The organism is Alkalihalophilus lindianensis, assembly GCF_032843265.1.
Lineage (GTDB): Bacteria > Bacillota > Bacilli > Bacillales > Bacillaceae_D > Alkalihalophilus > Alkalihalophilus lindianensis.
In genome coordinates this window covers 1-272 of record NZ_JAWJBA010000320.1, presented here as the reverse complement: position 1 = coordinate 272, position 272 = coordinate 1, and the positions used below count along the sequence as shown (strand labels likewise).

Genomic DNA, 272 nt, shown 5'->3' with positions numbered 1-272 from the left:
CGAAAAAGTAAGCATATGCGGATATACCTGTAATAATTTATATCCTTCATTTATCAGTGTTCCTAATGAAGCAACTGGAGGTTGAAGCCCCAAACCAATAAAGCTTAAAAATGCCTCGGTAAAAATAGCCGTCGGGATGGTAAACATTGTTGTAATGATGATGGGCCCCATTGTATTCGGTATTAAATGTTTCCAAATAATCCGGTTATTCTTTGCCCCTAATGTTTTTGAGGCCATTACATATTCCTGTTCTTTAAGCTTTAAAATCTGCC

The 272-nt window shown here is 36.8% G+C and carries 1 protein-coding gene; it reads right to left on the bottom strand.

Going from position 1 to position 272, the window contains the following annotated elements; translation table 11 throughout:
- A partial coding sequence (locus RYX56_RS22420; protein WP_317124131.1) for an ABC transporter permease occupies positions 1-272 on the bottom strand: 272 nt, incomplete at both ends.